The organism is Agromyces sp. C10 (assembly GCF_023217995.1).
Taxonomy (GTDB): domain Bacteria; phylum Actinomycetota; class Actinomycetes; order Actinomycetales; family Microbacteriaceae; genus Agromyces; species Agromyces indicus.
Genome location: NZ_JALPSX010000001.1, coordinates 229,107 through 254,530 on the forward strand (window position 1 = coordinate 229,107; position 25,424 = coordinate 254,530).

20 protein-coding genes, 1 tRNA gene and 1 other RNA gene are annotated in these 25,424 nt (G+C 71.4%); 12 read left to right on the forward strand and 10 right to left on the reverse strand.

What is annotated here, in order from left to right:
* Nucleotides 1–57 precede the first annotated feature (57 nt).
* Entirely contained in the window at nt 58–1,137 is a 1,080-nt protein-coding gene (locus M1L56_RS01185; protein ID WP_248597818.1) for an SDR family oxidoreductase, read from the reverse strand.
* A gap of 339 nt (nt 1,138–1,476) precedes the next feature.
* On the opposite strand from M1L56_RS01185, the gene M1L56_RS01190 reads away from it, so the two are divergent.
* From M1L56_RS01190 to M1L56_RS01215, 6 genes are all read left to right on the forward strand, one after another.
* The gene (locus M1L56_RS01190) at nt 1,477–2,490 is read left to right on the forward strand and encodes an ABC transporter permease (protein ID WP_248597819.1); all 1,014 of its coding nucleotides are present in this window, start codon (nt 1,477–1,479) and stop codon (nt 2,488–2,490) included.
* Nucleotides 2,491–2,565: 75 nt separating this feature from the next.
* Entirely contained in the window at nt 2,566–3,675 is a 1,110-nt protein-coding gene (locus M1L56_RS01195) for a substrate-binding domain-containing protein (RefSeq protein ID WP_067948988.1), read from the forward strand.
* Nucleotides 3,676–3,775: 100 nt separating this feature from the next.
* Complete coding sequence (locus tag M1L56_RS01200; RefSeq protein WP_231878608.1) at nt 3,776–6,310, forward strand: ATP-binding cassette domain-containing protein; 2,535 nt, start codon at nt 3,776–3,778, stop codon at nt 6,308–6,310.
* Between the two features lie 4 nt (nt 6,311–6,314).
* Nucleotides 6,315–7,352: a 2-dehydropantoate 2-reductase gene (locus tag M1L56_RS01205; protein ID WP_248597820.1), complete on the forward strand. Its 1,038-nt coding sequence runs from the start codon at nt 6,315–6,317 to the stop codon at nt 7,350–7,352.
* Nucleotides 7,349–8,434 carry a ketopantoate reductase family protein gene (locus M1L56_RS01210; protein ID WP_248597821.1) on the forward strand — a complete coding sequence of 362 codons (1,086 nt, stop codon included), beginning with the start codon at nt 7,349–7,351 and terminating at the stop codon, nt 8,432–8,434. Before M1L56_RS01205 ends, M1L56_RS01210 begins: the two co-directional genes overlap by 4 nt.
* Before the next feature lie 46 nt (nt 8,435–8,480).
* Nucleotides 8,481–9,551: a ketopantoate reductase family protein gene (locus M1L56_RS01215; RefSeq protein WP_248597822.1), complete on the forward strand. Its 1,071-nt coding sequence runs from the start codon at nt 8,481–8,483 to the stop codon at nt 9,549–9,551.
* Here M1L56_RS01215 and M1L56_RS01220 read toward each other — a convergent pair.
* Both M1L56_RS01220 and M1L56_RS01225 read right to left on the reverse strand, forming a co-directional pair.
* Nucleotides 9,536–9,838, reverse strand: a complete 303-nt coding sequence (locus M1L56_RS01220; protein ID WP_248597823.1) for a Dabb family protein — start codon at nt 9,836–9,838, stop codon at nt 9,536–9,538. The genes M1L56_RS01215 and M1L56_RS01220 overlap by 16 nt on opposite strands.
* Entirely contained in the window at nt 9,835–10,860 is a 1,026-nt protein-coding gene (locus tag M1L56_RS01225) for an NAD(P)-dependent oxidoreductase (RefSeq protein WP_308198797.1), read from the reverse strand. Before M1L56_RS01225 ends, M1L56_RS01220 begins: the two co-directional genes overlap by 4 nt.
* 50 nt (nt 10,861–10,910) lie before the next feature.
* On the opposite strand from M1L56_RS01225, the gene M1L56_RS01230 reads away from it, so the two are divergent.
* On the forward strand, nt 10,911–11,672 hold the full coding sequence (locus M1L56_RS01230) for a cupin domain-containing protein (protein WP_248597825.1): 762 nt from the start codon (nt 10,911–10,913) through the stop codon (nt 11,670–11,672).
* Nucleotides 11,673–11,690: 18 nt separating this feature from the next.
* Here M1L56_RS01230 and M1L56_RS01235 read toward each other — a convergent pair whose 3' ends face one another.
* Together M1L56_RS01235 and M1L56_RS01240 are read right to left on the reverse strand one after the other, a co-directional pair.
* Nucleotides 11,691–12,371, reverse strand: a complete 681-nt coding sequence (locus M1L56_RS01235; RefSeq protein WP_067948984.1) for a GntR family transcriptional regulator — start codon at nt 12,369–12,371, stop codon at nt 11,691–11,693.
* The gene (locus M1L56_RS01240) at nt 12,368–12,892 is read right to left on the reverse strand and encodes a VOC family protein (RefSeq protein ID WP_248597826.1); all 525 of its coding nucleotides are present in this window, start codon (nt 12,890–12,892) and stop codon (nt 12,368–12,370) included. Before M1L56_RS01240 ends, M1L56_RS01235 begins: the two co-directional genes overlap by 4 nt.
* A gap of 167 nt (nt 12,893–13,059) precedes the next feature.
* Here M1L56_RS01240 and M1L56_RS01245 point away from each other — a divergent pair, with 167 nt between their 5' ends.
* Nucleotides 13,060–15,246, forward strand: coding sequence for a thiamine pyrophosphate-dependent enzyme (locus M1L56_RS01245; RefSeq protein ID WP_248597827.1), 2,187 nt, complete (start codon nt 13,060–13,062; stop codon nt 15,244–15,246).
* Nucleotides 15,246–16,604: a dihydrolipoamide acetyltransferase family protein gene (locus M1L56_RS01250; protein ID WP_248597828.1), complete on the forward strand. Its 1,359-nt coding sequence runs from the start codon at nt 15,246–15,248 to the stop codon at nt 16,602–16,604. The genes M1L56_RS01245 and M1L56_RS01250 overlap by 1 nt, the downstream gene beginning before the upstream one ends.
* An 88-nt stretch (nt 16,605–16,692) precedes the next feature.
* Here M1L56_RS01250 and M1L56_RS01255 read toward each other — a convergent pair whose 3' ends face one another.
* Both M1L56_RS01255 and M1L56_RS01260 read right to left on the reverse strand, forming a co-directional pair.
* Nucleotides 16,693–17,994, reverse strand: coding sequence for a cyanophycinase (locus M1L56_RS01255; protein ID WP_248597829.1), 1,302 nt, complete (start codon nt 17,992–17,994; stop codon nt 16,693–16,695).
* A 45-nt stretch (nt 17,995–18,039) separates the two neighbouring features.
* Nucleotides 18,040–19,320: a cyanophycinase gene (locus tag M1L56_RS01260; protein ID WP_248597830.1), complete on the reverse strand. Its 1,281-nt coding sequence runs from the start codon at nt 19,318–19,320 to the stop codon at nt 18,040–18,042.
* A 122-nt stretch (nt 19,321–19,442) separates the two neighbouring features.
* Here M1L56_RS01260 and M1L56_RS01265 point away from each other — a divergent pair, with 122 nt between their 5' ends.
* The 3 genes from M1L56_RS01265 (at nt 19,443) to M1L56_RS01275 (ending at nt 24,283) form a co-directional block, all read left to right on the forward strand.
* Nucleotides 19,443–21,272 carry a helicase HerA-like domain-containing protein gene (locus M1L56_RS01265; protein WP_248597831.1) on the forward strand — a complete coding sequence of 610 codons (1,830 nt, stop codon included), beginning with the start codon at nt 19,443–19,445 and terminating at the stop codon, nt 21,270–21,272.
* 11 nt (nt 21,273–21,283) lie between these two features.
* Nucleotides 21,284–21,901 (forward strand): GNAT family N-acetyltransferase, encoded by a 618-nt coding sequence (locus M1L56_RS01270; protein WP_082847184.1) that lies wholly within the window; start codon nt 21,284–21,286, stop codon nt 21,899–21,901.
* A 111-nt stretch (nt 21,902–22,012) separates the two neighbouring features.
* The gene (locus M1L56_RS01275; protein WP_248597832.1) at nt 22,013–24,283 is read left to right on the forward strand and encodes a N,N-dimethylformamidase beta subunit family domain-containing protein; all 2,271 of its coding nucleotides are present in this window, start codon (nt 22,013–22,015) and stop codon (nt 24,281–24,283) included.
* A gap of 1 nt (nt 24,284) precedes the next feature.
* Here the strand turns inward: M1L56_RS01275 and M1L56_RS01280 are convergent, their stop codons facing one another.
* The 3 genes from M1L56_RS01280 to ffs all read right to left on the reverse strand — a co-directional run bounded on the left by M1L56_RS01280 (nt 24,285) and on the right by ffs (nt 25,354).
* Nucleotides 24,285–24,887, reverse strand: a complete 603-nt coding sequence (locus M1L56_RS01280) for a hypothetical protein (RefSeq protein WP_248597833.1) — start codon at nt 24,885–24,887, stop codon at nt 24,285–24,287.
* Between the two features lie 288 nt (nt 24,888–25,175).
* Nucleotides 25,176–25,260 (reverse strand) — tRNA-Ser (locus M1L56_RS01285).
* Nucleotides 25,258–25,354, reverse strand: an RNA gene (gene ffs / locus M1L56_RS01290) — signal recognition particle sRNA small type. Before ffs ends, M1L56_RS01285 begins: the two co-directional genes overlap by 3 nt.
* Nucleotides 25,355–25,424: the final 70 nt, after the last annotated feature.

Below are 25,424 nucleotides of genomic sequence, written 5' to 3' on the forward strand. Positions count from 1 at the left end.
GAGCGGACGAAGCGGGGCGGGACCGACGGGTCCCGCCCCCTTCGCGCGCTCACCCGGTCAGGGGATCAGGCCGGCCTCGCGATAGCGCTCGACCTTGTCGAAGAAGCTCTTCGGCGTCGATCGGAAGCCGAGGAAGCCCGCCTCGCGGCTCTTGGTCATGTCGGTGATGCACTCGACCTCCCGGCCGAGGTCGCTGTCGCTGTGCCACCACGAGGCGAGCTTCGCGACATCCGGTTCGACCAGGCCCTCGTGCTCGGCGATCCGGCGCCAGACGTCGGGCGCGAGGTCGGTCATCGATTCGACGAGCGTGCGCGGCGTCTCGCCCGGGCCCTCCCAGTCCACGCCGAAGTGGTCGGCGATCTGCGGCCACAGCCAGCGCCAGCGGAACTGGTCGCCGTTGGCGATGTTGAACGCCTCGTTCTCGCCCTCGGGATTCGTGGACGCCCAGATGAGCTGCTCGCCGAGCAGGTCGGCGTCGGTCACGTCGGTCACGAAGTTCCACTGCGCCACCGACCCGGGGAAGACGAACGGCCGGCCGAGCTCCCTGCAGATGGTCGCGTAGACCGAGAGCGTCAGGACCATGTTCATGGCGTTGTCGACGGCGAAGCCGAAGATGGTGTGGGATCGGTGCACGCTCCAGGTGAAGCCCATGCGCCCGGCCGCGTCGAAGAGCTCGTCCTCCTGCGCGTAGTAGAAGTTGGGACTCGGCAGGCGCGGCTCCGACTCGTGGAACGGCGTCTCGGCCTTGACCCCCGTGGCGTAGTCCTCGAACGGCCCGAGGTAGTGCTTGAGCCCGGTGAGCAGCGCGACGTGCCGCACGCCGCCGTCGGGCTCGAGCGCCGCGAACAGGTTCCGCAGCGTCCGGGTGTTGACCTCGATGTTCTCGGCCTCGGTGTCCTTGCGGATCCAGGCGGTGACGATCACGATCTCCGGACGGAGGCCGGCGAGCGCCGCTCGCGTGGCGTCGGCGTCCAGCAGGTCGGCCTGGATCGGCGTCACGCCCTCCGGCAGGCGTCGTGCGCGCCGGGCGAGCCCGTGCACCTCCCAGCCTGCGTCGACCAGTTGACGGGACACCGTCTGGCCCGCGATGCCGGTGGCACCGACGACGAGCGCCCGGCGCTGCTGCTCCGTGTTCATCAATGAACCTCTCTCGAACGGCATTGTTCAGTTGAGGTAAACATTAGCGCACGGCAGCGCCCGAGGCGATGGCGAGTGGGCCCGTGGGGCAGCCTGCCTCCGGCAAGCCCCGTGACTTCGGCGTGTTTCCGGGACTTTTGGCCCTGACCGAACGGCCTCTCCGCGGCATGCCCCCGGTCGACGGGACGTGTCGGGGCGCCGCGCGATCTCGGCGGAATCGCGGCGTGGCGCGGAATCGTTACCTACAACGCTTGTGAACACGAGACGAAATCCATAAAGTGTGGCTCAACACTTTGTTCGGCTGAGCCGGACATCGGCATCGCATTCGAAGGGGAGAGCATGACCGACGACTCGACATCACGACGTCTCACGAGCGCCCGGTTCAGTGTCTCCAAGGGCCTCGTGACGATGGCGGTCTCCACCGTCGTTCTGGTGATCCTCGGCTTCGCGATCGCGCCGAGCAGCGTGTCGCAAGGGGCCGTGCTCGGGATGCTGCCGTTCGCCTCCGTGCTCGCCATCGTCGGCCTGGGACAGATGCTCGTCGTCCAGCAGGGCGGGATCGACCTCTCGGTGCCGGGCGCCGTGTCCCTCGCCGTCGTGCTCTCGACCCACATCCCGAACCAGAACGACGCCATGCTCGTTCCCGCGATCCTCGCCGTGTACGCCTGGGCGATCGGCGCCGGCGCCCTGAACGGCTTCATGGTCGGCCGGCTCGGACTCAACCCCATCATCGCCACGCTCGGCACGAACGCGCTCCTGTTCGGTGCGGTGCTCGGCATCTCGGGCGGCATCCCGCGCACCACGACCCGTCTGCTCAGCTCGATCGCGGGCGGCAGGACGATGGGCATCCCGAACGCGCTGCTCATCGCGCTCGTCGTGCTCCTGCTGGTCACGATCCTCGTGAAGCGGACGGTGGCGGGACGCCGGTTCGAGGCCGTCGGCGCGAGCCCGGCGGCGGCGAGGGCGACCGGACTGCGGTACCGGACGCACCGAGGCGCGGCCTACGTGTGGGCGCAGCTGCTCTTCGCGACCGCGGGCATCATGCTCGCCGGAATCACCAACCAGCCGACCGCCTTCCAGGGCAACACCTACCTGCTGACGTCGGTCGCGGTCGTGGTCCTCGGCGGCACGTCCCTGCTGGGCGGTCGCGGCTACCCGGTCGCGACCGTCGTCGCGGCCCTGTTCCTCAGCCAGCTCGACCAGTTCGTGCTCGCCCTCGGCGTGCCCTTCGCCGTGCGCACTCTGGTCCAGGCCGCGGCCCTGGCCATCGGCGTGGCCATCTACACCGTCGACTGGGCGGCACTGCGCCGCCGGCTCGTCGCGAGATCGGATGCCGCGACAGCCACACCATGAGACCCCCGCTCCTTCGGAGCGAGGTGCACCAAGAGAGACGTGCGACATAGCGGTCGCGCGGAGATGGAGGACAAGATGATTCGTCGCAGAATCACCACGGCGATCGCCGTCGCTGGCGTCTCGGCACTGGCCCTCGTGGGCTGTTCCTCGGGCGACGGCGGCGGCGGCGAGGGCGGCGGCGGCGGCGACGGCGGCTCGGTCGAGGGCGCACCGGCCTGGTGCGGCCCCGAGGAGGCCGTGGTCGGCCTGCTCGACGGCTTCGGCGGGAACAGCTGGCGCCTGGTCACGACCGCGGCCGGCCAGGACGAGGTCGAGAAGTGCCCGAGCGTCGTCGAGTACCTGTACGCCGACGGTCAGGGCGACACGCAGAAGGCGATCTCCGACATCCAGGGCATGGTCGCGTCGGGCGCCGACGCCATCGTGGTCTTCCCGGATGCCGGCGAGGCGATGCTGCCCGCGCTTCGGAGCGCGTACGAGGCCGGCGTGGTCACCGTGCCGTACCGGGTCGACCCGGGCGGCGAGGCCGGCGTGGACTACGACGTCTGGGTCGGTGCGGACTTCGTCGCCGACGGCGTCGCGTGGGGCGAGTGGATCCAGGAGAACTTCCCCGACGGGGCGAAGATCCTGTTCCTGAGCGGTCCGGCCGGCAACAGCCAGGGCCTCGACGAGCGCGAGGGCTTCGAGTCGGTGCTCACGGACCCGAAGTACGAGTTCATCGGCGAGCAGCCGTACGAGGTCACGAACTGGGACCCGGCGCTCACGCAGCAGGTCCTCACCGCGGCGATCGCGAAGTACGACCAGATCGACGTGATCGTCTCCGACTTCGGTCCGTCGCTGGTCGGCGCACTGCCCGAGTTCGAGAAGAGCGGCCGGTCGATCCCGGCGCTCGCCACGTCGGACGGCAACGTGCTCGCCTGCTTCTGGCAGGAGAAGTCGCCGGACAACCCCGACTTCAAGCTCACCACGGTCGCGACCGGCAACGACAACGTGCGGCTCGCCGTGCAGCACGCCGTGGCCCGGGCCACGGGCGGCGAGATCCCCGAGGACACGCTCTTCGAGGCACCGCAGTTCGAGGACTCGGTCGACGGCGATCCCAGCGAGGTCCAGTGCCGTGACGACCTCCCGGGCGACATCTACCTGTCGGCCGAGATGGACGCCGACGAGCAGGCCGCGCTGCTCGAGTAGTGCAGCCCGCCCCACGGTCTCCCGGTCCGCGCGCCCGCAGCGGACCGGGAGACCCCCGAACCACCGACCAGACCCCCGAGCCCGGAGTGAGGATCCTCACGTGAACATCCAAGCCGCCGAAGCACCCGCCACCGTCGCCACCCTCGTCATGTCCGGCATCTCGAAGAGCTTCGGCGGCGTCGCCGCGCTGACCGACGTGTCGCTCGAGGTGCGCCCCGGAGAGGTGCACGCGCTGCTCGGTGAGAACGGCGCCGGCAAGTCCACGCTGATGAACGTCGCGACGGGCACCATCCGTCCGGACGCCGGCTCGATGGTGTTCCGGGGCGAGCCCATCGACGGCATCGACCCGCGCGACGCGACGCGCCTCGGCATCGCCTTCGTCCACCAGCACCCCGCCGTGCTGCCGGACATGACGGTGTACGAGAACCTGCTCGTCGCCCTGCCGCCGGCGGTCTTCGCCGAGGCGCCGTCGCGCGAGGAGTTCGCCCGCTCGCTCCTCGCGCGGGTGAACCTCCGCGCCCACCTGTCGGATCGCGTCGAGACCCTCTCGGTCGCGCAGAAGCACCTGCTCGAGATCGCCAAGGCGATCGCGGTGAAGCCGGCGCTCCTCGTGCTCGACGAGCCGACGGCGCCGCTCGGCGAGGACGCCGTGCGCATGCTGTTCCGTCTCGTGCGCGAGTTCGTCGCGGGCGGCACCTCGGTCGTGTACATCACCCACCGCCTGGCCGAGGTCCGCGAGCTGGCCGACCGCGTCACGGTGCTGCGCGACGGTCGACTTCGGGCGACGGCGGTCGTCGACGAGATCAGCGACCGGGAGCTCCTGGCGCTCATCGTGGGCCGCCAGCTCGACTCCACGTTCCCGCCCAAGCACGACGGGCCCGACGAGGCCCCCAACTTCATCATCGAGGGGCTCACGGGTCCCGGCTTCAAGGACGTCTCGCTGACGGCCCGCCGCGGCGAGATCATCGGGATCGCGGGCGTCGTCGGCAACGGCCAGAGCGACCTGCTCCGCGCCCTCGCCGGGCTCTCCCACTTCGAGGGGTCCGTGTCGATCAACGGCACGCAGGTCACCTCCAAGCGACTCCTCGGCGAGGCCGCGTACCTGCCGGCCGACCGCCTGAGCGAGGGCCTGATGATGCGGCTCACCGTCCGGGAGAACGCGGCGATCTCCGCGCTCGAGCGGTTCCGCACCGGGCGGCTGCTCAACCGCAAGCGCGAGCTCGGCATGGTCGGCGACACCCTGGGCTCGCTCTCCGTGAAGGCGGCCTCGCTCGACGCCCCGGTCTCGTCGCTCTCGGGTGGCAACCAGCAGAAGGTCATGGTGGGGCGGGCGCTCCTCTCCGAGCCGGAGCTCGTGCTCGCCGACGAGCCGACGCAGGGCGTCGACGTCGGCGCCCGCGCCGAGATCTACCAGATCCTCCGGGAGGTGTCCGCGTCCGGCATCCCCGTCATCGTCGCCTCCTCGGACGCCAAGGAACTCGAGGGGCTGTGCGACACCGTGATCGTGATGTCGCGCGGCCACGTGGTCGACGTGCTCCGCGGCGACGACCTCACCGAGGAGCGGATGATCCACGCCGCGGTGAGCTCGACCACGTCCACCGTGGGCGTCGAGGACATCACGGACGCGGACGTCGACGAGCGGACCGCCGTCCGGCGGGCGAAGATCCGCCGCTTCGTGCAGGGCGACTACGCCCCGGCGGTGCTGCTCGTCGCGGTCATGGTGCTGCTCGGGGCGTTCATCTTCGCCCAGAACGACCGGTACCTCGGCGCGTTCAACATCTCCGCCATGCTCCTGCTCGTCTCGGCGCTCGGGTTCATCGCCATGGGCCAGACCATCGCCCTGCTGACCGGCGGCATCGACCTGTCGGTCGGGCCACTCGTGGGGTTCCTCGTCGTCATCGGCTCGTTCTTCATCCTCAACGAGTCGTCGACCGCCTCGATCCTGCTCGGCTTCGCGGCCATGCTCGGAACCTCGATCGTGGTCGGCCTCGTGAACGGCACCCTGATCAGGTACGTGAAGTTCACCGCGATCGCGGCGACCCTGACGGTCTACATCGCCCTCCAGGGCATGAGCTTCATCCTCCGCCCGACCGCGGGCGGCTACATCAACGCCGACATCTCGCGGGCGATCACGACGAAGATCGGTCCGATCCCGGTCGCCTTCATCGTCCTGGTCCTCGTCGTCGTCGCGCTCGAGTACGCGCTTCGCCGAACGCCCTGGGGCTGGCGGCTCCGTGCGGCGGGGTCGGACGAGGAGTCCGCGCGCCGCGTCGGCGTCGAGATCAACCGCACCGTCGTGCTCGCCTACGTCGCGACCTCCGTGCTCACCTTCTTCGGCGCGATCATGCTCATGACGCAGATCGGCGTGGGCGACCCGGCGCAGGGCGTCGCGTACACGCTCTCCAGCATCACCGCGGTGGTGCTCGGCGGTACGAGTCTCCTCGGCGGACGAGGCACCTTCGTCGGCACGCTGTTCGGCGCGATGCTGCTCGTCCAGGTGCTCAACGCGACCGTGTTCCTGCGGCTCGACCAGATGTGGCAGTACATCCTGCAGGGGATCCTGATCCTCGCAGCCGCGATCCTCTACGCGGTCGCCCGGTCGAAGCGTCGTCGGCGCGCCGCGCGGAAGGTCTGACCGGGTGGCGGGCGCACCGCGCATCGCCGTGCTCGGCGCGGGGGCGAACGGCGCCGGCGTGGGAGCGGACCTCGTCCGTGCCGGCCACGACGTGACCTTCATCGAGCAGTGGCCCGCACACGTCGCGGCGATGCGCGAACGCGGCATCCGTGTCGAGATGCCGGATGGCGTGGAGCTCACGCCCGTGCGGGTGCACCATCTCTGCGAGGTCGCCGAGCTGCGGGAACCGTTCGACCTGGTGTTCCTCGTCGTCAAGGCGTACGACACCCGGTGGGCGTGCGAGCTGATCCGGCCGCTGCTGACCGAGGACGGCCTGGTGGTCGGCCTGCAGAACGGCATGACGGTCGACGACATCGTCGAGATCGTCGGCGCGCATCGGACGCTGGGTGCGGTCATCGAGATCGCCGCGAACCTGTTCGTGCCGGGCGTGGTCGAACGGCAGAACACGCGCGAGGAGACCTGGTTCGCCGTCGGCGGCATCCATCCGGGGGCCGACGCTCGCGCGGAGGAAGTCGTCGCCGTGCTGCGAGCAGCGGGTCGGGCGGAGGTGTCGGCCGACATCCGCTCGTCGAAGTGGATGAAGCTCGTCGTGAACGCCGCCGAGCTCGTGCCGTCGGCGATCCTCGACCTTCCGCTCGACGAGGCGGTGCGCGTACCGGGCATGCGGGACTTCATGGTTCGAACCGGCCGGGAGGCGGTGCGGACGTCGCTGGCCGCCGGGGGCCGCCTCATGCCGATCTTCGGCATGACCGACGCGGACCTCGCGGGCCCGGACGGCTACGCCGACCGGCTGCTCGAGATCGTGCTCGACGTGTACACGCTGCCGAGCACGCTCACGACGGTCCTGCAGGACTGGCGCAAGGGCCGGCGCGCCGAGGTCGAGGAGCTGAACGGCCACGTGGTCCGCGAGGCGGAGCGCACCGGCGTCGCCGCGCCGTGCAACGACCGGGTGGTCGCCCTCGCCCGCGACATCGAGGCCGGGCGCCGGACCCCCGGGATGCACAACCTGGCCGAACTGCTCGAGTCGGCGGTGGTCGCATGACCGGCGGTGCGACGGATGCCGCGCCCCTCGCCGGGCTGCGCATCGCGGTGCTCGGTACCGGCGCCAACGGCTCGGGCATCGGCGCCGACCTCGCACGTGGCGGTCTCGACGTGACCTTCATCGACCAGTGGCCGACGAACGTCGAGGCGATCCGCGAACGGGGCGTCCGCGTCGAACTGCCGACGGACGTCGAGGTCACGGAGGTCCCGGTCCTGCACCTGTGCCAGGCCGCCGAGTTGCGCGCCCGCTTCGACGTCGTGCTGCTGCTCGTCAAGGCGTACGACACGCGCTGGGCGTGCGAGCTGATCAAGCCGTACGTCGCCGACGACGGCGTCGTGGTCGGCGTGCAGAACGGCATGACCGCGGGCGACATCGTCGACATCATGGGGCCGCACCGCGCCGTCGGCGCGGTCATCGAGATCACCGCCGCGATGGAGCAGCCGGGCATCGTCCTGCGGCACTCCGGGCACGACCGCTCGTGGTTCGCCGTGGGTGCGCCGGACCCTGCGAGCGCCCACCACCTCGGGACCGTGGCCGCGATCCTCGGGCACGCGGGCGTCGTCGAGGTCACCGACGACATCGCCTCCGCCAAGTGGATGAAGCTCGTCCTCAACGCGGCGGAGCTCGTGCCGTCCGCCATCCTCGACCTGTCGATCGCCGACTGCGCGCGCCGGGAGGGCATGCGCGAGGTGATGCTCGACGCCGGCGACGAGGCGATCCGCGCCGCGCAGCTCATGGGCCTCACGATCCGGCCGATCTTCGGCATGACGGGCGAGGCGGCGTCGTCGCCGGAGACCTTCGTGGCGACCGTCCTCGACGAGCTCCTGGCCGGTTACGTCCTGCCGCACTCCCGCTCGACGGTGCTGCAGGACTGGTCGAAGGGGCGTCGTGCGGAGGTCCACGAGATCAACGGGGCGGTCGTCGAGGCGCTCGCCCGCTTCGGCGAGCCGGCCCCCGTGAACCGGGCGGTGGTCGAGCTCGCCCAGGACATCGAGGCCGGGCGCCGCGTGCCCGGAACGCACCTGCAGCCTGTGCTCGAGGCTCGCATCGCCGAGCTGCGGCGACCCGTGGCATCCGCCTGATCGCGTCGCCTCGACGACCCGAACCATGCAACCGAGGAGGACCCCGATGGACCTGACCCGACTCCGCATCGCCGTCGTCGGCACCGGCGCGAACGGTGCGTCGATCGGCGCCGACCTGATCCGCGCCGGGCTGGACGTGACCTTCATCGAGCAGTGGCCGGCCCACGTCGAGGCGATGCGCGCCGATGGGCTGACCGTGCACCTGCCCGACGAGATCCAGGTGACCCCGGTGGAGGCGTACCACCTCTGCCAGGTGGCCGAACTGCGCACGACCTTCGACCTCGTCTTCACGTCGGTGAAGACGTACGACACGCGCTGGGTGTGCGAGCTGATGAAGCCCGTGATGCGCGACGACTCGGTCATGGTCGGGCTGCAGAACGGCATGACGATCGACGCCGTCGCCGAGATCCTCGGTGCGGAGCGCTCGATCGGCGCGGTCCTCGGCATCGCGGCGAACATGTTCGAGCCGGGCGTCGTCGTGCGGCAGGTCCCGCCGTCCGGTACGTGGTTCACGGTCGGCACCATGGACGGCCGCCGCACCGAGCGGCTGGAGCAGGTCGCCGCCGCCCTCGCCCACGCCGGCGTGACCGAGGTCAGCGACGACATCCGCGCGTCGAAGTGGATGAAGCTCATCGCCAACATCCCGGAGATGCTGCCGTCGGCCATCCTCGGCGTCCCGCTGCTCACCGCTGTGGGGCTCGAGGGCGTGCGTCCGGTGATGGATGCGGCCTCACGCGAGGCCTACGCCCTGGCCCGTGACCTCGGGATCAGCATGCTGCCCGTGCTCGGCAAGACGGCGGAGCAGATCCCGGATTCCGACCGGTACGCGCTCGACCTGCTCGATGTCGTCCTCGAGCGCTTCTCCCTGCCCGACACGCGCGTCGCCGTCCTGCAGGACTGGGACAAGGGGCGGCGGGCCGAACTCGACGCGTTCAGCGGCTACATCGTCGCCAAGCGCGCCGAGATCGGCGGTCGGGCGCCGGTCAACGAGGCGATCCTGCGGCTCGCCGAGCGGGTGGAGGCCGGCGAGCTGTCGCCCTCGCCCGAGAACGCCGCACGGCTCGTCGAGGCGGCGGCGTCGTCCGAGTCGGGCGTCGCCGCTCAGGTCACCTCGTAGTCGACGACCGCCCGCTCGGCGACGACCGCATCGATCGCCTCGACGGCGCGCCGGTGCTCGGGGTGGGCCTGGTAGGCGGCGAGGTCCTCCCACGACGCGTGCTCGGTCTCGAGCGCGGCGTCCCAGTGCGTGGCGATCGAGGTCGTGTCGGCCGACACGCGAAGCCCGAGCACGCCCGGCACGGATGCCGCGAGCGGCTCGAGCGCGCTGCGGAGCGTCTCGACCTGCTCCGCCGCGGCGCGTGGCGACCGGTCGGCGACCTTGAACAGGACGATGTGGCGGATCATGCGGACCCCCTGCGGTCGGAGCGGCGACGGGTGACCTCGGCGACGGCCGACCAGTCCAGGTCGCGCAGCTCGGGGTCCGCGAGGGCCGCCTCGAACAGTTCCCTGAGCGCCGGTGCGATCGGCAGCGCGGCGCCGAGCGCGTCAGCCGCGTCCTCGGCGAGCGAGAGGTCCTTCAGTCCGAGCGCCATCGAGAAGCCGACCGGCTCGTAGCGGCGGCCGGCGATGAGCGGGCCGTAGCCGCGGTGCACGGAGCCGCTGAACGCCGTGTGGGTGAGGATCTCCGTGAACTGCTCGCCATCGATGCCCGCGGACTCGACGAGGACCACGGACTCCGCGATGGACTGGAGCGCGTTCACGATCGAGTAGTTCACCGCGATCTTCACGATGCTCGCCATGCGCGGGTCGGCGCCGAGGTTCCAGACCCGCTGGCCGAGCCGCTCCAGCGTCGGCATCGCTGCCTCGGCGGCCGAGGGCTCGCCCGACACGACGACGAGCAGCGCGCCGGTCGACGCGATCGTCGAGCGTCCGAGCACGGGCGCCTGGACGTATCCGACGCCGTGCCGCGCATGCCGCTCGGCGAGCTCGGCCGCGGCGGACGGGCTGATGGTGGCGTGATTCACGTGGACACGACCGGGGGGCACGGTGGCGAGCAGCTCGTCGTCGAAGACGGTGAGCACGGCCTCGTCATCGGCGAGCATCGAGTGCACGACGGATGCCGCGCCGAAGACCGCGGCGGGCGAGTCGGCCGCCGTCGTGCCGAGGCGCTCGGCCAGCTCGGTCGCCGGTCCCGGGCTCCGGTTCCACGCGATGACGCCGACGCCCTCACCGGCGAGACGCTCCACCATCCCGCGCCCCATGGCCCCGAGGCCGAGGAACCCTGCGTCCGAACCCATGGCGACCTCCCCGTCACGGGATGCTCGGCCGCATCCCATCTGTACAGTAACGATGAACACAAGGACACGCAATCGCCTGCGCGCATCGGATTCGTGCGAAGTGCAGCTATCATGGGCCCACCAGAACATGTTCAGCGGGGCTGAAACGCAGCACCGCGATTCACAGGCGGAGGGTCGGCATGCAGCTCGATGTGGGTTCGGAGCTCCGCCGCGTGCGGGAATCGCGGAAGCTGAGCCTTCGCAACGTCGCGTCGGCCGTCGGGGTGTCGGCCAGCCTCCTCTCGCAGGTCGAGACGGGCAAGACGCAGCCGTCCGTCAGCACGCTGTACGCGCTCGTGAACTACCTCGGCATCTCGCTCGACGGGCTCATGGGTACGAGCCGGGCCGGCGTGCCGCCCCTCGGGACCGCCAACGCGACTTCGGACGGGGGGCCCGCAGGGTCGCGCCTCAGCGACGGGGTCGTGCAGCGTCGCGAGGACAACCCCGTCATCGAGATGGAGAACGGCGTCACCTGGGAGCGCCTGGCGGTCGGCGAGAGCACCGTCGCCGACCCGCTGATCGTCACGTACGAGCCATCCGCCTCCAGCTCCATGGAGGGCAAGATGATGCGCCACGCCGGCTTGGAGTACGGGGTGCTCCTCGAGGGGCGCCTCACGCTCCGCATCGACTTCGACACGTACGACCTGGAGCCGGGGGATTCCTTCTGCTTCGACTCCGGCCGTCCACACCTCTACGTCAACCAGTCCGACCAGCCGGCCCGCGGCATCTGGTTCGTGATCGGCCGACGCGACATGTCGTACCAGTCGCTCGCCGACCTCGGCCACGAGCAGCCCTCGGAGGCTCGGCCGATCGCGTCGGCGGTCGACGTCCTGCACGCGATGAAGTCCATGCGCACCGCGCAGTCGGGGCCGGAGGCCGCCGAGTCTGAGCCCGCGCGGTAGCGGCGGGCCGGGGTGCGCTCACTCCGCCGAGAACACCTCCGGATGCCGCGACAGCAGTCGCCGCGTGCGCCTGATGTGGCCCTCGATCGTTCGCTCGGCGCCCTCGACGTCGCCCTCGCGGAGCGCGACGACCATGAGGTGGTGCTCGTCGTGCATGATGCGGCGGGTGTCGGCGTCGGCGAGCATCGTATAGGCGCGACGGTACGGCTGGGTGGTGTTCCAGAGGCGCTCGACGAGGTCGCCGAGCATGAGGGTGTCGGCGCGCGAATAGCTCAGCATGTGGAACTCGCGGTCGAGGCGCAGGAACTCGCCGACGTCGTCGGTCGCGGCCATCGCGGTGGCGAGCGCCTCGAGCCGGTCGAGATCCTCCGGCAGCAGGTGCGGGGCCGAGTGGCGGAGCAGCAGCGGTTCCAGTCGCTCGCGCGTCTGGTAGACCTCCTCGCATTCCGCGAGCGTGAGTCGCGACACCCACGCGCCCGCGTTCGCGACGAGGGTGACGAGTCCCTCGGCTTCGAGGGCGCGCAGCGCCTCGCGCACCGGCACCCGGCTGGCTCCGAACCGCTCGGCGATCTCCTCCTGGCGCAGGCGCGAGCCCGGCGGGTACTCGCCGTGCGCGATCGCGTCGCGGATTCCCGCAGCCACCCTCGAGCTCGCGTTGCCGTCGCGGGCCACCGGCGCCGTCACGTCCGTCGCGCTCATGCGGCGGGGTCCCGCGGGTCCCACAGCTTCACCGCGGCATCCGCTTCGTACGCCTTGCCGTTCGGGAAGCTGACGAGTTCGAGCTGCATGCCCCATGGGGTCAGGAAGTAGACCCAGCGCTGTCCCTCGCTCGCGTTGCGGCTCGCGGTGGGCTCGCCGAGCACGCGGACACCCTGTTCGTGCAGGTAGGCGACGGCGGCGTCGAGGTCGTCGACGTAGAACGCGAGGTGGTGGCCGCCGAGGTCGCTGTTGCGCGGCTGGTCCGACTGGCCGTCGGCGGGTTCCCACTGGAAGATCTCGAAGTTGGGTCCGTGCTTGCAGCGGAAGAACCGCAGCTCGCGCATGACGGATCGCGGGTGCACGTTGAGGTGCTCCGCCATCCAGTCGTCATCGCGCTGGAACGGGCCGAGCGTGTAGACGTACTCGCACCCGATCACGTCGACGAAGAAGCGGTGCGCCTCGTCGAGGTCGGGCACCGTGAAGCCGATGTGCTCGGTTCCCCTGAGGCCCGGCAGTGCCATGTCGCATCCTCCCGTCGTCGGTGACTGGATGCAATCGTAACGCGGATGATGCGATTCTCCGAGACCGAACGGCCCTCGACCCTTGGATTGGATCCAATTCTGTCGTACCATGGCCGCATCGCCCGCCGCACCGACGCGCGCCGGGCCGCCGACGGAGGACCACCGCCATGCCGAGACGACGACGCCTCGAGCCCACCCCCGAGTGGGTCGAGCTCACGACCACCGCAGCCGACTGGAAGGCCGCCGATCCGGCCCTGCTCGAGACGATGCTCGGCCAGCTCCACCTCATCCGCGCGTTCGAGGAGCGCGTGCTCGACCTCGCCGCCGACGGTCTCGTGCACGGTCCGGCGCACTCGTCGATCGGCCAGGAGGGCGGCGCGGTCGGTTCGATCGTCGGGCTCCGGTCGACGGATGCCGTGAACGGATCGCATCGCGGCCACCACCAGTTCCTGGCGAAGGCCATCACGCACGTTTCGGGCGGCCGGCTCGACCTCGGCGAGCTCGTCACGCCCGAGGTGCAGGAGGTGCTGCAGCGCACCCTTGCCGAGATCCTCGGCCTCGCGCAGGGCTACTGCCGGGGTCGGGGCGGCTCGATGCACCTGCAGTGGTTCGAGGCCGGCGCGCTCGGGACCAACGCGATCGTCGGCGGCGGCGCCCCGATGGCCACCGGCAACGCGTGGGCGCAGAAGCACGCCGGCACGACCGACCTCACCATCAACTACTTCGGCGACGGCGCCGCGCAGATCGGCTCGGTCCTGGAGTCGATGAACCTCGCCGCGGCGTGGAAGCTGCCCGTCTGCTTCTTCATCGAGAACAACCTCTACGCCGTCTCGACGCGCATCGAGGAGGCCGTCGCCGACACCCGGCTCTCGGTTCGGGGCCAGGGCTTCGGCATCCCGTCGTGGCGGGTGGACGGCATGGACCCGCTCGCCGTGCACCTCGCGATGCAGGAGGCCGCCGAGGTCATGCGCTCCGGCGGAGGACCGGTCATCGTCGAGGCCGAGGTCTACCGCTACTTCCACCAGAACGGCCCCTACCCCGGCAGCGCGTTCGGCTACCGCACGAAGCAGGAGGAGGAGGAGTGGCGCGCACGCGACCCGCTCGAGCGCGTGGCATCCGAACTCATCGCCCTCGGCCGGCTCACGCGCGAGCAGGTCGACGCAGTTCGCGCGCAGGCGGTCGCCGCGATGGACGCCGCGACGGGCGAGCTGCTCGAGGACGACCCCGAGCACCAGGGGCGGCGACGCATCCGCCCCGAGCTCTGGCCCGATCCCGCATTCGTCGACGTCGGCGTGCGCGGCGACGGCAGCGAGCTGGAGTCGCTGCGCGCGCTCGAGCCCACGGACGACGACCGGGAGCGCGAGGGCCTGAAGTTCGTCGACGCGGTCGCCGGGGTCATGGAGCGGCGCATGGGCGAGGACGAGCGCATCGTCGTGCTCGGCGAGGACGTGCACCGCCTGAAGGGCGGCACGAACGGCGCCACGAAGGGGCTCTCGGCGGCCTACCCCGACCGGGTGCTCGGCACCCCCATCAGCGAGAACGCGTTCGCCGGTCTCGGCGGCGGGCTCGCCCTCGACGGGCGCTTCCGCCCGGTCGTGGAGTTCATGTACCCGGACTTCATGTGGGTGGCCGCCGACCAGGTCTTCAACCAGATCGGGAAGGCCCGGCACATGTTCGGCGGCGACAACCCGGTGCCGCTCGTCCTGCGCACCAAGGTCGCGATGGGCTCCGGGTACGGTTCGCAGCACCTGATGGACCCGGCGGGCGTCTTCGCCACCAGCCCCGGATGGCGCATCGTCGCCCCGTCGACCGCCGAGGACTACGTCGGACTCATGAACGCGGCGCTCGCCCTGCAGGATCCGGTGCTCGTCATCGAGCACGTCGACCTCTACAACGAGAAGGACACGGTCATCGCCGGCGACCTGGACTACGCGATCCCGCCCGGCACCGCCGCCATCCGTCGCGAGGGCAGCGAGGTCACCGTGATCAGCTACCTCTCGATGGTGCGGCACAGCCTCGAGGCCATCGAGCAGACCGGCGTCGACGCCGAGCTGATCGACCTGCGCTGGCTCGACCGGGCGTCGATCGACTGGGCGACCATCGAGGCGAGCGTGAAGAAGACGAACGCCGTGCTCATCGTCGAGCAGGGCGCGCGCGGCACGTCGTACGGCGGCTGGCTCGCCGACGAGATCCAGCGGCGGCTGTTCGATTGGCTCGACCAGCCCGTGCAGCGGGTGACCGGCTCCGAGACGTCGCCCTCGATCTCGCGCGTGCTCGAGCGCGCGGCGATCGCCCGCACCGAGGAGGTCGTCGCGGCCCTCGAGACGGTCCGCGCGAACGCGGGAGGTGCGTGATGGCCACCACGGTCCGCATGCCCGAGGTGCTCGCGAACACGACCGAGGCCGCGATCCAGTCGTGGTCGGTGGCGGTCGGCGACGAGGTCGCCGTCGGCCAGCCGCTCGCCGAGATCGAGACCGACAAGGCGGTCGTCGAGTACGCGGCCGAGGTGTCGGGCACGGTGCTGGAACTGCTCGTCGCCGAGGGCGACCTGGTCGACGTGGGCGCGCCGATCGCGGTCGTCGGCGAGCCCGGCGAGGCGACGACGTCGACGGATGCCGCGCCCGCACCGGCCGCGACCGCCGGCGACGCACCCGCCGATCCCGAGTCCGCGGCGCCGGTCGCCGACGCCGAGCCGGCGTTCGACGAGTCGACCGCCTCGCAGGAGGACGTCGCATCGCCCGACGGCGGCGGCGAGACCGGGCCGGCGCCCGACGCGGGTCGTCGGTTCATGAGCCCGCTCGTGCGGCGCCTGGTGCGTGAGCACGGCATCGACCTCGCCGGCGTGACCGGGTCGGGACCCGAGGGGCGCATCGTCCGGCGCGACGTCGAGCCGCTCATCGCCGCGAAGGGCGCGGCGTCGGCCGAGCCAGCGGCTCCGGGTGCCGAGGCGGCGCCCGCACAGGAGGCGGCGCCCGCGGCATCCGCTGCCTCGACGTCGCCGGCACCGCCCGCCCCTGCGACGACGCCCGGCGCCGACGCCGAGCTGATCCCGCACACCCGGATGCGGCGCACCATCGCGCGACGGCTCGTGGAGTCGAAGACGCAGGTGCCGCACTTCTACCTCACCGCGGAGTGCCGCGTCGACCGGCTGCTCGAGCTGCGTCGCGAGCTCAACGCGGCCGGCACCGTGAAGGTCTCGCTCAACGACCTCGTCGTGAAGGCCGTCGCGGGCGCGCTCGCCGACGTGCCCGAGGCGAACCGCACGTGGAGCGACGACGGCGTGCTCCAGCACCGGGCGGCCGACATCGCGATCGCGGTCGCCCTCGACGACGGGCTCGTGACACCGGTCGTCCGCGGCGTCGAGGCGCTCAGCGTCTCGGAGCTCGGCCGGCGCATCGCGGACCTCGCCGAACGGGCCCGCAGCGGGGGCCTGCGCCAGCACGAGATCGAGGGCGGCAGCTTCTCGGTGTCGAACCTCGGCATGTACGGCACGCGCGAGTTCACGGCGATCATCAACCCGCCGCACGCCGGGATCCTCGCGGTCGGCGCCGCCCGGCGGGCCCCCGTCGTGGTCGACGGCGTCCTCGAGGTGGGCACGGTCATGAGCGTGACCCTCTCCGCCGACCATCGCGTGCTCGACGGCGCGGTCGCCGCGCGCTGGCTCGCGGCGTTCCAGGCGCGGATCGAGCATCCGCTCACCATCCTCGCCTGACGCCGGGCGCCTCCGGGCGGAGACGGCGACGGCCGGGCCCGATCGGGGCCCGGCCGTCGCCGTTGCGCGAGGTCCGCGCGTCCTCCGCTCAGTCGGCGGGGGAGATGGTGATCGCCAGCCCCTCGAAGCCGCCGTCCCACCACGAGGTGCCGGCGGTGCGCTCGAGCACCGTCCGGTACTGCGGGTCGGTCTCGAAGGTCGTGCCCTCGGCACGGTCGGCGACGGAGGCGACCAGCGCCACGCCGAGGTCGACGAGCGAGTACACGCCCGCGTCGGGGTTGTCGATCGAGTCCCACACGTCCGCGACCGGCGCCGGCGCGGCATCCGTGCCCGCCCCAGTGCGCCGCTCTGAGGCCGGCGTGATCACCCCCGTGCCGAAGTCGACCCGGTCGCCGGCGACGAGGTACGACCACCGCGTGCCCGTGCCGACCGCGCCCTCGATGACCGTCTCGGAGGTGTCGAGCAGCGACACGCCGTTGCGGCCGATGACCTCGCCCTGTCGCGTGGCGCGGTCGTAGACGAGCGCGGTGGTCTCGTCGACGCCGACGACGAGGTCGTGGCCGGTCTGGTCGGCGAGCTTGATCATGCGCGCCTGGCGGCCCCAGGTGCCGAAGTGGCTGTCGAGCTGGCCCTCCGGGAAGAAGCCGAACCCGCCGTAGGGCAGGTGCGCGAGCGCCGACGCGTCGTCGAGGTAGCCGGGCGTCGTGCCGTCGCGCCACGCCTGGTACGGCTCGCCGCCGGTGACCATGTCGGCGCCCTGCTGGATCGTGGTGCCCGCGCTCACGCCGGAGACCACGCCGCCCCGGTCGAGCACGCCGCGGACGGCGCTCATGACCTTGGTGTCGGTGCACGACGTGAACGCCTCGCTCGCGGCGTTCTTGCAGTCGAACAGGGTGCGGACGTATCGCATCTGGTCGCCACCGCCGAAGAACACCCCGGTCGCCTTCGCGATTTCGCGGGCGACCTTCGGGTCGTTCGCGTTCGACGGCTTGTACCGATCACCCGCGAAGTTCACGGCCGTGTCGATCGGCACGGCGTACGTCTCGGCGCCGAACCGCTCGAACAGCGCCGAGTAGTACAGGCCGTTCGCCGACGCGTTGTTGAGCGTGTCGTCGGCGGCCTCCGCGGCGGTCTTCGCAGCGGATGACGCGGCCGTGACGATCGCGATGCGCGCCTTCGCGGGCCCGTCGCCGTCGGGATCGGCGAGGTCGACGATGCGCTGGAGGATCGTCGTGTTCTCCTTCAGGTTGCCGCCGATGAGCACGAGGCTGCCGGCGGGCGCCGACGTCGTGCCGTGCTTCGGCGCGGCGGCGGCGGGGCTCGCGCCGACGAGGCAGGCGACGGCGATGGTGGCCGCGATGGTCGCGGCGGCGGTGGTGCGGGGGGTCATGGGTTCCTCTCGATCGGGATGCGGGTCTGCGGTGTGCGGTGCGGCCTACTCGGGGATGAAGGACACCTCCAGTCCCTCGAACCCGCCGGTCGACCACCAGCGGGTGCCGCTCACGCGGTCGAGGTAGGTGCGGTAGGTGGGTCGGCGCTCCCAGGTCGTGCCCTGCGCGACCGACGCGGAGCTCTTCACGAGCGCCTTCGCCTGGATCACCATCGACGAGGTGCCCCCGGAACCGGACGGCGAGTCCCAGATGTCGCGTTTCACGGCCGGGCCGGAACCCGTGCCGGCACCCGTGCGCTTCGTCGCGCCGGCGGTGACGGCGAGGGTCCCGAAGTCGATGCGGTCGCCGTTGACGAGGTAGTGCCAGCGCACGCCCTCGGCGCGAGTGCCCACGATGTCGGCGCCGTACAGGTCGAGCACCGAGACCCCGTTCGCGCCGATCACCGTGCCCTGGCGCGTGGCCCGGTCGTAGACGAGCGCGGTGGTCTCGTCGACGCCGACGACGAGGTCGCGGCCCACGTGGTCGGCGAGTGCGATCATGCGGGCCTGGCGGCCCCACGTGCCGAAGTGGCTGTCGAGCAGTCCCTCGGTGAAGAACCCGAACCCGCCGAAGGGGGAGTACGTCAGGTCTTTCGATCCGACGCCCGTGCCCGCGTACGCGCCGTACCGCCAGGCCTCGTACGACTCGCCGCCGGTGACCATGGCGGCGCCGTTCTGGATGGTGAGTCCGGCGCTCGAGCCGGCGATCACGCCGCCGCCGTTCAGCACCGACCGGATGGCGCCGAGGACCGGCGTATCGGTGCAGCTGGTGTACGCGTTGCCGCTCGCGGGCGCGCACTGCATGAGCGTGGCGACGTAGCGGGACTGGTCGCCGCCGGAGAGGAACACGCCCGTGGAGGCGCGGACCTGGTCGGCGACGGCGGTGCTGAACGCGTTCGACGGCACGTAGGGGTCGCCGCTGTAGTTCGTGGCGACGTCGATCGGCACCCGGTACGTGTCGGCGCCGAACCGCTGGAAGAGGTCGGCGTAGTAGAGCCCGTTCGCAGCGGCGTTGCTGGCGTTCGGGTCGGCCGCCTCGGTGGCGTTCGCGGCGGGGGCGGAGGCGGCGGTGACGATCGCGATCCGCGCCCGTGCGGGGCCGCTGCCGTCGGGGTCGGCATCGGCGACGATCCGCTGCAGGATCTGCGCGTTCTCGTTCAGCGCGCCGCCGATGAGGATGAGGTTGCCGGAGCTTCCCGCCGCGTGCGCGGGGGCGGCGGTGCCCAGGAGGGAGATCAGGATGGTGCTCGCGACGGCGATGGTCGCCGCGGCCCGCGGTGTGCGCATTCGCACTCCTCTCGTCATTGAGTGCCCGTTACGTTACAACTTGCATTACATGTGCGCTAGATGTAATGCACGTAACAATCGCGTTCCGGTCGTGTTGCATCCGGTCGGGCTAGGATCCGGACATGGCGGATGACGCGGTCCAGCAGGCGCAGCAGGCAGCGGAAGAGGCGGCCCGCGCGGCCGAGGAACTGCAGCGACAGGCTGCCGAGGCCATACGCAGGGCGGAGGAGGCGGCCGCGCTCGCGAAGGCCGCCCTCGAAGCGCAGCAGGCGCCCCCGCCGGCGACGGACGCACCGGGAGACCCGGCGACCTCCGAGGCCGGCCCGCTCGACGACGCCGCCGTCGAGGCCATCCGCGCCGGCTACGCCTTCGAGGGTCCCGCGCTCGAGATGGGCGCGCTCGTCAACGGGGAGGCTCGGCCCGACGTGCCCGTGCGCATCCCGCTGGCGATGACGAACCGTCACGGGCTCGTCGCCGGCGCGACCGGAACCGGCAAGACCCGTACCCTGCAGGTGCTCGCCGAGCAGCTCTCGGCGAACGGCGTCGCCGTCTTCGCCGCCGACATCAAGGGCGACCTCTCCGGCGTCGCGACTCCCGGCGAGGGCAACGAGAAGCTGCTGAAGCGGACCGCCGGCATCGGGCAGGACTGGACCGCCGCCAGCTTCCCGACCGAGTTCTTCTCGCTCGGCGGGGTCGGCACGGGCGTGCCGATCCGTGCCACCATCTCGGGATTCGGGCCGCTCCTGCTGAGCAAGGTGCTCGGCCTGAACGCCACGCAGGAGTCCAGCCTCGGGCTGGTCTTCCACTACGCCAACAAGAACGGACTCGCGCTCCTCGACCTCGACGACCTGCGCGCCGTGCTCGCCTACCTCGTGAGCGACGACGGCAAGGCCGAGCTCGAGGGACTCGGCGGCCTGTCGAAGGCGACGGTGGGCGTGATCCTTCGCGAGCTCATCGCGTTCGCCGACCAGGGCGCCGACGTCTTCTTCGGCGAGCCCGAGATCGACACGGCCGAGTTCCTCCGTACGGCGCCCGACGGACGCGGCGTCATCAGCATGCTCGAGGTGCCGGGCGTCGCCGACAAGCCCGCCCTCTACTCGACGTTCCTCATGTGGCTGCTCGCCGACCTCTTCCAGGCCCTGCCCGAGGTCGGCGACCTCGACAAGCCCAAGCTCGTGTTCTTCTTCGACGAGGCGCACCTGCTGTTCCGCGACGCGTCGAAGGAGTTCCTCGCCCAGGTCGTCCAGACCGTCCGGCTCATCCGCTCCAAGGGCGTGGGCGTCTTCTTCGTGACCCAGACCCCGAAGGACGTGCCCGCCGACGTGCTCGCCCAGCTCGGTTCGCGCGTGCAGCACCAGCTCCGCGCCTTCACGCCCGACGACGCCAAGGCGCTCAGGGCGACCGTCTCGACGTACCCCAAGTCCGGCTACGACCTCGAGGAGACGCTGACCATCCTCGGCACCGGCGAGGCGATCGTCACCGTCATGAACGAGAAGGGCGCGCCGAGCCCGGTGGCCTGGACCCGCCTCCGGGCACCGCAGGCCTCCATGTCGCCGAGCCCGCACGACGTGGTCGAGCGCGCCGTCGCGGCATCCCCGCTCATGGCCCGGTACGGCACCGCGATCGACCGAGAATCGGCGCACGAGCTGCTCACCAAGCGCATGGCGGATGCCGCGGCCGCCGCCGACGCCGAGGAGGCCGCCGAGGCGCAGGCAGAAGCCGCCGCCGAGTACGAGAAGATGCAGGCCAAGATCCGCGCCGAGGAGGAGAAGGCGCAGAAGAAGGCGCAGGCCGAGTACGACCGGCTGCTCAAGAAGACCTCCGGCACGACGCGCTCGCGCTCGCGCTCGCCGCAGCGCTCCACGCTCGAGCAGGTGCTCGGGTCGAAGTCGACGCAGAAGGTCATCACGCAGGTGCTCACCGGTATCTTCGGCATGGCCAAGCGGCGGTGAGCGGGCCGCCCGTGCCCGGCATCCGTCCGTACCGCTCCGACGACCGGGATGCCGTCGCCGAGATCTGCCTCAGGACGGCGGCGGCCGGCGGCGACGCGAGGGGCGTCTACTCCGACGACGCGCTCATGCCCGAGGTCTACGCGCTGCCGTACGTCGCCTTCGCCCCGGACCTCGCCTTCGTCGCGGTCGACGACGCGGGGCGGGTCGGCGGGTACGTGCTCGGCGTCGCCGACACCGCCGCCTTCATCGACTGGTACGCGCGAGCGTGGGCGCCGGGCTTCCGGGAGCGGCATCCGTCGCCCGGGCCGCCCACCTCGCACCGGCCCGCGTATCGCGAGGCGCAGCTCATCGCCGACGGCGGCGACCCCGAACGGATGCGGATCGCCGAACTCGCGCGGTACCCCGCGCACCTGCACATCGACCTGCTGCCGCACCTGCAGGGCCAGGGCCTCGGACGGCGCCTGATCGACACGTTCCGTGCCGCGCTCGCCGAGCGGGGCGTCCCCGCCCTGCACCTCGGGCTCGACCCGGCGAACGCGGGCGCCCGGGCGTTCTACGAGCGGCTGGGCTTCCACGAGCTGCCGTCGAGCCGGCCCGACGCGCCGCTGCTCGGCATCGCCGCGCGCTGAGCGAGAAGGCCCGACGAGACGGCGGAAACGTCCCCCGAACCGGGGCTCTCGCCGCAGGGGCGCCGGTGGCAGAGTGGCCCTCACGTCGTACCCGAACGACGAGGAGGCCTCATGAACCCGAACGAGACCGCGACCGCACCCGAGGTCGACGGCGGACCCACCCTCTCCCGGCGCACCGTACTGCAGGCCGGCGCGGCGATCGGCGTCGCCGCCCCCATGATCGGCGGTACGACCCTCGGGATCGGCGCATCATCGGCTTCGGCCATCGACGGCATCGATCCCCGCCAGAAGTTCATCCGCCTGATCGGCGGCGGCAACGGCGTCATCTACGCGATCCAGGCCGACGGCCGGCTGCTCTGGTACCGGCACGCGGGCTGGGCGACGGTGAGCTCGTCGTGGGCGAACTCGGGCATCGCGCGTCAGATCGGCACGGGCTGGGCGAGCTTCGTGACGGTCCTCGCCGGTTCGAACGGCACTCTCTTCGGGCTTCGGCCGAACGGCGACCTGATCTGGTACCGGTACGTGGTCAGCGACTGGAACACCGGCGCCGGGTCGTGGGCGGCGAACAGCGGGTCGCGCATCGGCTACGGCTTCACCTCGTTCTCCCGGCTCTTCGGCGGCTACGACGGCGTCATCTGGGGCGTCGCGGGCAACGGCGACCTGCACTACTTCCGCTACAACCGCACCGATGGCACGACCGGCAGCGGTGCCTGGACGAGCCGCGGCAAGGTGGGCAACGGATGGCAGGCGATGAGCGACCTCGTCGGCGACTCCGGCGGCGTGATCTACGCGATGGCGGGAACGCTCAAGTGGTACCGCTACGACGGCACCAAGTGGGCCACGGGCAGCGGCAAGGCGATCGGCAACGGCTGGGCGGAGACGACCCAGAAGACCGCGATCTGCGCGGGATCCGGCGCGCTCTACCGCGTCCAGCTCGACAAGGACGAGGTGCCGAACCTCGACGACAAGCTGCTCGCGTACCGGCTCACGACGTGGACCAACGCCGGAACGCAGGGCGGCGCCTGGTACGCCGGCAGCGGCAAGCAGATCGGCAGCGGCTTCACGGTCGAGGCGACGGCGGCGCTGCAGGGTTACGCGACCACGCTCGACGTCCGGCAGGGCGGCACGGCCTCGGTGGCGGTGTCGACGAGCTTCGCCACGTATCAGGCCTCGGTCGTCCGGGTCGCTCCGGCGGGCGCCTCCCCGGACACCGTCCGGCAGCCGGTGACGCTGAACGGCGGCATCCGCATCCTGCCCTCGAACTACCGCACCGCCGGCTGCAACTGGCCCGTGTCGCTCACCTTCGACGTGCCGGCGGACTGGCCCTCGGGGCTCTACTCGGTGCGACTGCAGGCCGCGGAGGGGCTCACGCGCGACATCCCGTTCACGGTGCGCCCGACGCAGCCGACGGCGCCGATCGCGGTCCTGCTGCCCACGCTGACCTATCGCTCCTACAACCACTGGGGCGGCCACAACCAGTACACCGTCGGGAACGGGTCGAGTCGGCGGACGATGTCCATGCTCACGCCGCACGCGAAGGTCCCCTTCACCCCGCCGGGGATCCGGGACCACCTGTGGTACAGCGACGTGACGCTGCTGCGGTGGATGACGCAGCGCGGCATCTCGTACGACATGTACGAGGACCAGGACCTGCACGAGTCCGCCGATTGGCTGAACGGCTACCAGGCACTCGTCCTGACCACGCACCCGGAGTACTGGACCGAGACGATGCGGTCCAACCTCATCGCCTGGCTCGGAACGGGCGGTCGGCTGCTGTACCTCGGCGGCAACGGCATCTACGAGCGGGTCACGTACGACTCCGCGGCGAAGACCGTCACGTTCCGCCGGGCCGCCGGCGCGCGCGACGAGTACCGCCGCATCGGCCTCCCGGAGTCGCAGATCTTCGGCGTCGCCTACGACGGCAACCTCTGGGGCAGCTACGCGCCGTTCAAGGTCACCCGCGATCATCCGCTCTGGGCGGGCACCGGCCTCAAGGTCGGCGACACGTTCGGCTCGAGCGGCCTCAACGGGCCGGCGAGCGGGTGGGAGGTCGACGCCCGCCTCGGGCTGGGCGGCGACGCGACCGCGGCGCAGACCATCGCCGAGGGCCAGCACTCGCGCAAGTCGCACATGGTGTTCATGGAGCGGCCGAACGGCGGGTTCGTGTTCAGCGCCGGCTCGCTCACGTTCGTGCTCGGGCTCGGTTCCGATTCACGGATGTCGCAGCTGCTGAAGAACGTGTTCGATCGTGCGCTCGCCCCGAACGCGAAGCAGCTCGAGTCGCCGCCGGCCGACGCGGTGCCCGAGACGACGACGCCCGCCCCGACCGAGAAGCTGAAGCGCGAGGGCGCGGTCACCGAGGAGACGCCGCCGGCTCCGTGAGTCAGGGGCGATGCAGCCCGAGCCCCTCGAACCAGTACAGGAGGCCCGGGTCGGAGGCCCGCAGCTCGGCGAGGGTGACGGGTTCGTTGCGCAGCGCCTGCTCCACGCCCAGCGCGGGGGCGACGGCGTCCATGGCGTCGTCGTCCCAGAACGTGCCGCGCATGCGGACCAGGCATCGGCCCGCGCGATCGACCACGAAGAGCTGGTGCACGGTCTCGAGCGTGTCGCCGCGGTAGGTGTCGAGCCGCAGCACGCCGGCGACCTCGTCGCGTGCGACGCGCTGGAGCCGGCCGAAGAAGCCGCACTCGACCAGGCCGAGTCGGCTCACCTGGATGCGTGTGCGGCGGTACCGGTGCCACGCGAGCGCCGCGAACCCGGCGAACACGAGCACGCCGGCGATCGCGGCGGCGAGGGCGGCCGGGCCGAGCGGACCCAGCACCCACACGACGGTGACGAACAGCGGCACCGCCATGGCGAGGACGGGCAGTCCGATGCTGCGGGCGAGCGTGGGCCGGGGTCTCAGGATGAGCACCCCGAGGCCCCGGTCCGCGGTCGTCGCGGCACCGGCGGACGAGTCCCCCGCGTCCCCACGCGTCGTGCTCACCGGTGCCGTTGTCATCGTGCTCAATGATCCGACGTTCCCTCATTCGCCGCTATCGGCATTAAGGGGGACCGGTCTCGGAGAGCGCCCTCCGATCGGGTCCCGGGAGACCGCGCGCGCGGCCTCGCTGAACGCGAAACGAGCGCCGCACCCTTCGGGCACGGCGCTCATTTCGTCCGCGGAGGATGGGGGACCCCGTCGGTCGGGCTCCGCCCTCCCTCCTCCTCGAATCGCAGCGTCCATCGACGAAACGAGCGCCGCACCCTTCGGGCACGGCGCTCATTTCGTCAGCGGAGGATGGGGGATTCGAACCCCCGAGGGCTTTCACCCAACACGCTTTCCAAGCGTGCGCCATAGGCCACTAGGCGAATCCTCCTGGGACTCCTCACGCACCCGCCAGAGCCCGGTTGCCCTTGCTGCGTTTCCGCCCTGGGGGAGTTGGCCTGGATGGCGCCACGTGAGGAGCCTGAGACAGTCTACCCGAGCGAGCGCCGACCGCGAACCGCGTCGGGCGCGGCCGTGCCGGCTCGGGCCCGCGGC

What these genes read in the sequence shown, in the direction of transcription:
- M1L56_RS01185 (WP_248597818.1), bottom strand. Translation starts at nt 1,137, where the DNA reads ATGAACACGGAGCAGCAGCGCCGGGCGCTCGTCGTCGGTGCCACCGGC.
- M1L56_RS01190 (WP_248597819.1), top strand. Translation starts at nt 1,477, where the DNA reads ATGACCGACGACTCGACATCACGACGTCTCACGAGCGCCCGGTTCAGT.
- M1L56_RS01195 (WP_067948988.1), top strand. Translation starts at nt 2,566, where the DNA reads ATGATTCGTCGCAGAATCACCACGGCGATCGCCGTCGCTGGCGTCTCG.
- M1L56_RS01210 (WP_248597821.1), top strand. Translation starts at nt 7,349, where the DNA reads ATGACCGGCGGTGCGACGGATGCCGCGCCCCTCGCCGGGCTGCGCATC.
- M1L56_RS01215 (WP_248597822.1), top strand. Translation starts at nt 8,481, where the DNA reads ATGGACCTGACCCGACTCCGCATCGCCGTCGTCGGCACCGGCGCGAAC.
- M1L56_RS01220 (WP_248597823.1), bottom strand. Translation starts at nt 9,838, where the DNA reads ATGATCCGCCACATCGTCCTGTTCAAGGTCGCCGACCGGTCGCCACGC.
- M1L56_RS01225 (WP_308198797.1), bottom strand. Translation starts at nt 10,860, where the DNA reads ATGTTCTGGTGGGCCCATGATAGCTGCACTTCGCACGAATCCGATGCG.
- M1L56_RS01230 (WP_248597825.1), top strand. Translation starts at nt 10,911, where the DNA reads ATGCAGCTCGATGTGGGTTCGGAGCTCCGCCGCGTGCGGGAATCGCGG.
- M1L56_RS01235 (WP_067948984.1), bottom strand. Translation starts at nt 12,371, where the DNA reads ATGAGCGCGACGGACGTGACGGCGCCGGTGGCCCGCGACGGCAACGCG.
- M1L56_RS01240 (WP_248597826.1), bottom strand. Translation starts at nt 12,892, where the DNA reads ATGGCACTGCCGGGCCTCAGGGGAACCGAGCACATCGGCTTCACGGTG.
- M1L56_RS01245 (WP_248597827.1), top strand. Translation starts at nt 13,060, where the DNA reads ATGCCGAGACGACGACGCCTCGAGCCCACCCCCGAGTGGGTCGAGCTC.
- M1L56_RS01250 (WP_248597828.1), top strand. Translation starts at nt 15,246, where the DNA reads ATGGCCACCACGGTCCGCATGCCCGAGGTGCTCGCGAACACGACCGAG.
- M1L56_RS01255 (WP_248597829.1), bottom strand. Translation starts at nt 17,994, where the DNA reads ATGACCCCCCGCACCACCGCCGCCGCGACCATCGCGGCCACCATCGCC.
- M1L56_RS01260 (WP_248597830.1), bottom strand. Translation starts at nt 19,320, where the DNA reads ATGCGCACACCGCGGGCCGCGGCGACCATCGCCGTCGCGAGCACCATC.
- M1L56_RS01265 (WP_248597831.1), top strand. Translation starts at nt 19,443, where the DNA reads ATGGCGGATGACGCGGTCCAGCAGGCGCAGCAGGCAGCGGAAGAGGCG.
- M1L56_RS01275 (WP_248597832.1), top strand. Translation starts at nt 22,013, where the DNA reads ATGAACCCGAACGAGACCGCGACCGCACCCGAGGTCGACGGCGGACCC.